Below are 6,959 nucleotides of genomic sequence, written 5' to 3'. Positions count from 1 at the left end.
CCCCCGTGGGCGGCGGGTCCCAGCACCCCCAACACCGGCCCGGCCTCCCGGGCGGGGGGGGGGACACCATGTATCTCCCGGAGGTGCACCCCATGGGGGGGCGGGCGGCGCCCGGCGCGGCCAGGATAACCGGCGTGCCGCTGACCATTCATCTGCCCGGCTGGGAGCGGCTGGCGCATGACGTGCTCGACGTGGTCGAGGCGGAAGGCGCCGATCTCCGGCATACGGTGCTTTGCCACATGAACCCGAGCCACAACGATCTTGCCTACCAGCAAAGCCTCGCCGCGCGCGGCGCCTTCCTGGAATACGACATGATCGGCATGGATTTCTATTATGCCGACCAGGATGCGCAGTCGCCGTCCGACGAGCAGAATGCACGGGCGATCCGCTCGCTGATCGACATGGGGCTGCTCGACCGGATTCTGCTGTCGCAGGACGTTTTTCTCAAGATCATGCTGACCCGCTTCGGCGGTTTCGGCTACGGCTTCATCCTCAAGCATTTCGTGCCGAGACTGAAGCGCCATGGTGTCGAACAATCGGCAATCGATACGATGCTCGTCGACAATCCAAAGACTGTGTTCGCCGAGGGCCTCTGAGCCGCGGCTCCAAACAAGGCAGGAGTCTACATGTCCAGAAAAAAGGTTCTTCTCGCAGGCGAGTCCTGGGTCTCGACCGCGACCCACATCAAAGGCTTCGACCAGTTTCCGACCGTGACCTATCACACCGGTGCCGACGAGCTGCTGGCTGCGCTGAAGGACGGTCCGTTCGACGTCACCTTCATGCCGGCGCATGAGGCGCAACGGAATTTTCCGCAGACCATGGAAACGCTTTCGGCCTACGACGCGGTCGTGCTTTCCGATCTTGGTGCCAACACGCTGTTGCTCCACCCGGACACCTGGGTCCACTCCAAACCAACTCCGAACCGGCTGCGCCTGTTGCGCGACTATGTCGGCAATGGCGGCGGCCTGTTGATGTTCGGCGGCTATTACAGCTTCCAGGGCATCAATGGGGGCGCGCGCTATCACAAGACGCCGGTCGAGGACGTTCTGCCGGTCACTTGCCTGCCGGTAGACGACCGCGTCGAGGTTCCGGAAGGCTATTCGCCGGTCGTTGTCGGCCCGCAGAGCCATCCGATCCTTAAGGGCCTCGGCAAGGATTGGCCGATCCTGCTCGGCTTCAACGAAGTCGCGGTCAAGGATGGTGCGGAAGTTCTCGCCACCGTTTCCTCCGACTACCGTTCGCTGCCACTTCTGGTGACCGGCAAATATGGCCAGGGCCGCACCGTCGCCTGGACCTCGGATGTCGGCCCGCACTGGCTGCCGCCCGGCTTCATCGCCTGGAATGGCTACAGGACACTGTTCGAACAGATGCTGGGCTGGGCGACGACCAGGGACTAGCCATGCGCGTCCATGTCTTAGGCAATGTTTGCGTCGATACGACGTTTCGCCTGGACCGTTTTCCGGCGCCAGGCGAGACGCTGAACGCGTCGGAACATGCCGACGGACTTGGCGGCAAGGGTGCGAACCAGGCGGTGGCCGCGGCACGCACCGGAGCCGATGTCCGCTTCCGTGCGGCGATCGGCAACGATGCCGCCGGAGCCTGGATCACAGAGCAGTTGAGCCGCGATCTCGATGCCAGCCATCTGACGACGCTGCAGCTGCCCAGCGACCGGTCGACCGTCATGGTCGATGCGCGGGGCGAGAACCTCATCGTCACCGGCGCCAGTTGCGCCGCAGCCTTCGATCCCCTGGCTGACGGCGATTTTATCCGATCGGTCGAACGCGGCGACATCGTCGTGGTGCAGGGTAACCTGGATCCGGACATAACGACCGCTTGCCTAAAGGTGGCGCGGGGTGCGGAGGCAATGACGATCTTCAATCCAAGCCCGCTTGCGGCCGGCAATACACCGGGTTTGAGCGACGTCAGCGTCGCCATCGCCAATGCCGGCGAAGCGGCGCAACTGACCGGAATGAGCAATCCCGACGCGGCAGCCCGCGAACTAATCCGCCTAGGCGCAGGAACCGCTATCGTGACGCTTGGCGCGCTCGGCTGCCTGGTCGCCGATGGCGAAGGACGGATCGACCGGTTCGTGGCGCCAAGGGTGGCTGTGGTAGACACCAGCGGCGCAGGCGATGTCTTCTGCGGTTGCCTCGCCGGCTGTCTTGCAGCCGGCATGGACCTCGCCGTGGCAGCGCGGATCGCGGTCCGCGCCGCAGCGATCTCGGTCGGACGCGCCGGCACGCTCGGCTCCTGCCCCGACAGGCGGGAGATGAAACTGCTCATGGAAACGACGGAAGCGGAAACCGCATGACAAAATCCTCCAAACCGGTCGGCCAGGTCACGAATGATGCGCTGCAGTCGATCTTCGGCAGAAGCAAGGTGGTGATCGGCGTTGTTCATCTGGCACCCCTGCCAGGTGCGCCGCGTTACAATGGCGAAGCGGTCGAGGCCATCTATCAACGTGGCCTCGACGACGCCAAAGCCTATTTGCATGGTGGCTGCGATGGCGTGATCGTCGAGAACCACGGCGACGTTCCGTTTGCCAAGCCCGATGATATCGGGCCGGAAACTTCCGCCTACATGTCCGTCGTCTCAGACCGGATCCGCAGGGAACTCGGCCGGCCGATCGGCATCAACGTGCTTGCAAATGCTTCCATTCCCGCGCTGTCGATCGCCAGTGCCTCCGGCGCTTCCTTCGTCCGCGTCAATCAGTGGGCCAACGCCTATGTCGCCAATGAGGGCTTTATCGAAGGGGAAGCGGCGCGCGCCATGCGCTTCCGCGCCAGGCTTAGGGCCAACGGCATCCGCATCTTCGCCGACGCCCATGTCAAGCATGGCGCCCACGCCATCGTCGGCGACCGGCCGGTCGAGGAACAGGTCAAGGATCTGGTGTTCTTCGATGCCGACGCGGTGATCGCCACTGGCCAGCGCACCGGCCACGCCGCTGATCTCGGTTACATCAGGATGATCAAGGACGCCGCCGGACTGCCGACGCTTGTCGGCAGCGGGGTGACGCCCGACAACGCCAACGATATCCTCGACATCGTCGACGGCGTCATTGTCGCCAGTTCGCTTAAGCACGATGGCGTCTGGTGGAACCAGGTCGACCCTCAACGGGTGAACGGCTTTATCCGAGGCCTCAAGCGGTGACTTTGGTGCCGGAGATCGACGGCGAGCGGCTGCTGGGCCGCCTCGATGCTTTCGCACGGATCGGCGCGACGCGAGCCGGCGGCGTAAACCGTCAGGCGTTCAGCATTGAGGATCGCAGCGCCCGGCGCCTGCTGGCGGAATTGGCGCTCGAGCGTGGTTTCGCGGTTTTTCAGGACGCCATGGCGAACCTCTTCATCCGCCGCGAGGGTATGGATGCCACGCTGCCGCCGCTGCTGATCGGCAGCCACCTCGACAGCCAGCCGACCGGCGGGCGCTTCGATGGAGCGCTCGGCACGCTTTCCGCCTTCGAGACGCTCGAAGCAGTGGAGGACGCGGAGGCCGAAACTCGAATGCCGATCGAGGTCGTCGCCTGGGCCAATGAAGAAGGTAGCCGGTTCGCGCCCGGCGTCATGGGCTCCATGGCCTTCACCGGGGCCGATATTTCAGCATGGCAATCCATAGTCGGCAGCGACGGTGCGTCCCTCGCGGAGGAACTCGCGGCAACCATCTCCGCCTTGCCAGAGGCAACCCTTCGCCCCCTCGGCATGCCGGTCTCCGGCTTTATCGAGCTCCATATCGAACAGGGACCATCGCTGGAAAAGGAAGGGCTGCCGATCGGTATCGTCACCGCCGTGCAAGGCACGCGGTGGCTGGAAGTCTCCATTGAGGGCGCTGCCGGTCACGCCGGTACAACCGACCTTGCCTACCGCAGGGATCCGATGGTCGCGGCCGTTGCCGCGATGCACAGGCTGCAGACGACGGTCATGCCGTTCGACAGCAGCGCAAGGCTGACAGTAGGACGGGTCACCGCCAAGCCGGGATCGATCAATGCCATACCGCAGTCGGTGGTCTTCGCCGTCGACATCAGACACCCGCAGGTAGAGCGGCTCGATGCCATCGAAGCCGAACTGCGCCAGGTCTGCGCGGCGGAGGCAGAGGCTCAGCATTGCACGGCAATGATCAGGCGGTCGTTCGACATGCCCGGGGCGGCATTCTCTCCCGATATGGTCAAAACCGTCGAGGAGGCCGTCAATTCCCTGCGGCTGCCGCACAAGCAGATGATATCGGGGGCATTCCATGATGCGCTGTTCCTCGCCCGGGTGGCGCCTGCCGCGATGATTTTTGTGCCGTGCCGTGACGGGCTGAGCCACAACGAGGCAGAATATGTGGAGCCCGCCTACGCGATTACCGGCGCGCGGGTTCTGCTCCAGGCGGCTATCGCGGCAGCCTCGCGGCGATGATCGTTCAAGGCACTGCTCTGGCAGGCTGATTGCGCCAACCTCGGGGCCGGCGAGCTCGAGGCGCCCGGTTTCGAGGCGGCGGCGGTCGCCATTCATGCCTGCCCCTGCCCTTGCACCAACAAACCTTGCAGCTGTGTCCTCACCGCCCTTGTGGCTGTCGGAAAATGGATGAATAGTCGGGACGGCACATCGCCCTGAAATTGCCGGTTTGCGGTCCTCAGGTCGTGCAATCGCGAGCCGGATTTCCGAATGGCCAGTCCTGAACCACGCAAGAGAAGAGGTCCGATCGCCACCCGGCTGCTGGCGCTCGACGCGTGGATCGATTCCTCGCTCTACGAGATCGGTTTCAAGGCGCGCCAATTCTGGGAATCCGCGACGATCTTTTCGCGGCGCTTCCGCGTCAGCGGCTGGCGTCGCGGGATCATCGAACTGCTGAGCGAAGGTTTCACGCTCGGCGCCGGCGGCATTGTGGTGATGCTGGCGCTGGCCATTCCAGCTTTCCAGGACACAGCCGGCGACTGGCGCGCCCAGGGCGACTTCGCGGTCACCTTCCTCGATCGCTACGGCAACGAGATCGGCCAGCGCGGCATCATCCAGCGCGATTCCGTGCCGGTCGACGAGATGCCCGATCATGTGATCAAGGCGGTTCTCGCCACGGAGGACCGCCGCTTCTTCGATCACTACGGCATCGATGTGCTGGGCCTTTCACGCGCGATCTTCGAGAATGTGCGGGCAAATTCCGTCGTCCAGGGCGGCTCAAGCATCACCCAGCAGTTGGCCAAGAACCTGTTCCTGACAAATGAGCGCACATTGGAGCGCAAGATCAAGGAAGCTTTCCTGTCGCTGTGGCTCGAGGCCAATCTGTCGAAGAAGGAAATCCTGCAACTCTATCTCGACCGCGCGTATATGGGCGGCGGCACGTTCGGCATCGAGGCGGCCGCGGACTTCTATTTCGGCAAAGGCGTCAAGGACCTGAACCTCGCCGAGGCGGCGATGCTGGCCGGTCTGTTCAAGGCACCGACCAAATATGCGCCGCACATCAACCTGCCGGCGGCGCGTGCGCGCGCCAATGTGGTGCTGTCCAACCTTGTCGATTCCGGTTTCATGACCGAAGGCCAGGTTTTGCAGGCAAGGCTGCACCCGGCCGACGTCGTCGATCGCGGCGAACAGAAGAGCCCGGACTATTACCTCGATTGGGCGTTCGACGAGGTCAAGAAGATCGCAAAACCGGGTCAGCATTCGCTCGTTGCCCACACCACCTTCGACGCCAACATCCAGAAGGCGGCGGAAGAATCTGTGGAATTCCACCTGCGCCAGTTCGGCAAGGAATATAACGTCACCGAGGGCGCGGTGGTCGTCATCGAAACCAACGGCGCCGTGCGAGCCATCGTCGGCGGCCGCGACTATGGCGCCAGCCAGTTCAACCGCGCCACCAAGGCGCTTCGCCAAACCGGCTCATCGTTCAAGCCCTATGTCTATGCAACAGCGATGGAGCACGGTTTCACGCCCAATTCCATCATTTCCGGCGGCCCGATCAGCTGGGGAAGCTGGTCGCCGCACAATTACAGCGGCGGCTCGGCGGGCAACGTCACACTGATCGTGGCAATGGCCAAGTCGATCAACACCGTGCCGGTGCGCCTGGCCAAGGATTATCTCGGCATCGGCCCGATCAAGGCCATGGCCGAGGCGATGGGTGTGGAATCGCCGCTCGAATCGCACAAGACGATGGTGCTTGGCACTTCCGGCATGACGGTGATGGACCAGGCGACGGGCTACAGCGTGTTCGCCGACAACGGCTTCGTCGGCTCGCGGCACGGCATCACCCAGTTGGTGACCCGCACCGGCGACGTAGTCTATGATTTCGCCAAGGATGCGCCGCCGCCGCATCGGGTTCTGTCCGAGCAAGCGCTGAAATCGATGAATACCATGCTGGCGGCGGTACCGGTGATGGGCACGGCACGGCGGGCGCAGCTCCCGAACATCGTCGTCGCCGGCAAGACCGGTACGACGCAATCCTACCGCGATGCCTGGTTTGTCGGCTTCACCGGCAACTACACGGCAGCGGTGTGGATGGGCAACGACGACTTCACGCCGACGAAGAACATGACGGGCGGCTCGCTGCCGGCGATGGTGTGGCAGCGACTGATGGTCTACGCGCACCAGAACATCGACCTGAAGCCGATTCCCGGCATCGACAAACCCTTTGTCGATGAGGAGGTCGCTGCCAAGGCGGAGGAAGCGCAGAAGAAGAGCGACGCGCAGGCGGCGGCCGACGCCGCGGCTGAACGGCCGGCGGTGCTGTCCAGCCGGACCACGCAGACGTTGCGAGACATGTCCCGGCTGTTCCAGTCGGCGCCCGTCCTCAATGCGCCCCAACCGCCGGAGACGCTGTCGGCACTGTGATTGGCGCGCCTCTTCCCTCTGCCCCGGTGGGAGGAGCGAAAGCAGCGCCCAACCACAACGCTTGTCGGCAATCCCACGTAGGACAGCGAGTTCGGCGATGTCGGCAGCTTTTTGTGCCGGCAGCTTCTCGAGATAGGAATTTTTTCTTGACTTCGTGACCTCAGC

General features: G+C 63.7%; 6 protein-coding genes. All 6 read left to right on the top strand.

Annotated elements, in window-relative coordinates:
- Positions 1 to 596: phosphotriesterase family protein (locus tag NKH57_RS16100; RefSeq protein WP_502907299.1), on the top strand; the 596-nt coding region annotated here is incomplete at its 5' end.
- 30 nt (positions 597 to 626) lie between these two features.
- On the top strand, positions 627 to 1,397 hold the full coding sequence (locus tag NKH57_RS16095; RefSeq protein ID WP_352945375.1) for a glutamine amidotransferase: 771 nt from the start codon (positions 627 to 629) through the stop codon (positions 1,395 to 1,397).
- Between the two features lie 2 nt (positions 1,398 to 1,399).
- Positions 1,400 to 2,311 carry a ribokinase gene (locus tag NKH57_RS16090; protein ID WP_352945373.1) on the top strand — a complete coding sequence of 304 codons (912 nt, stop codon included), beginning with the start codon at positions 1,400 to 1,402 and terminating at the stop codon, positions 2,309 to 2,311.
- On the top strand, positions 2,308 to 3,150 hold the full coding sequence (locus tag NKH57_RS16085; protein ID WP_352945371.1) for a BtpA/SgcQ family protein: 843 nt from the start codon (positions 2,308 to 2,310) through the stop codon (positions 3,148 to 3,150). The genes NKH57_RS16090 and NKH57_RS16085 overlap by 4 nt, the downstream gene beginning before the upstream one ends.
- Positions 3,147 to 4,391, top strand: coding sequence for a Zn-dependent hydrolase (locus tag NKH57_RS16080; RefSeq protein ID WP_352945369.1), 1,245 nt, complete (start codon positions 3,147 to 3,149; stop codon positions 4,389 to 4,391). The genes NKH57_RS16085 and NKH57_RS16080 overlap by 4 nt, the downstream gene beginning before the upstream one ends.
- Positions 4,392 to 4,640: 249 nt before the next feature.
- Positions 4,641 to 6,794: a transglycosylase domain-containing protein gene (locus tag NKH57_RS16075; protein WP_352606725.1), complete on the top strand. Its 2,154-nt coding sequence runs from the start codon at positions 4,641 to 4,643 to the stop codon at positions 6,792 to 6,794.
- Positions 6,795 to 6,959 lie beyond the last annotated feature (165 nt).

The sequence above is a fragment of the Mesorhizobium sp. M1050 genome (assembly GCF_040318715.1).
Classification (GTDB): Bacteria; Pseudomonadota; Alphaproteobacteria; order Rhizobiales; family Rhizobiaceae; genus Mesorhizobium.
Note: the sequence above shows the minus strand (reverse complement) of the source record. Positions and strands in the feature narration are given on the sequence as shown.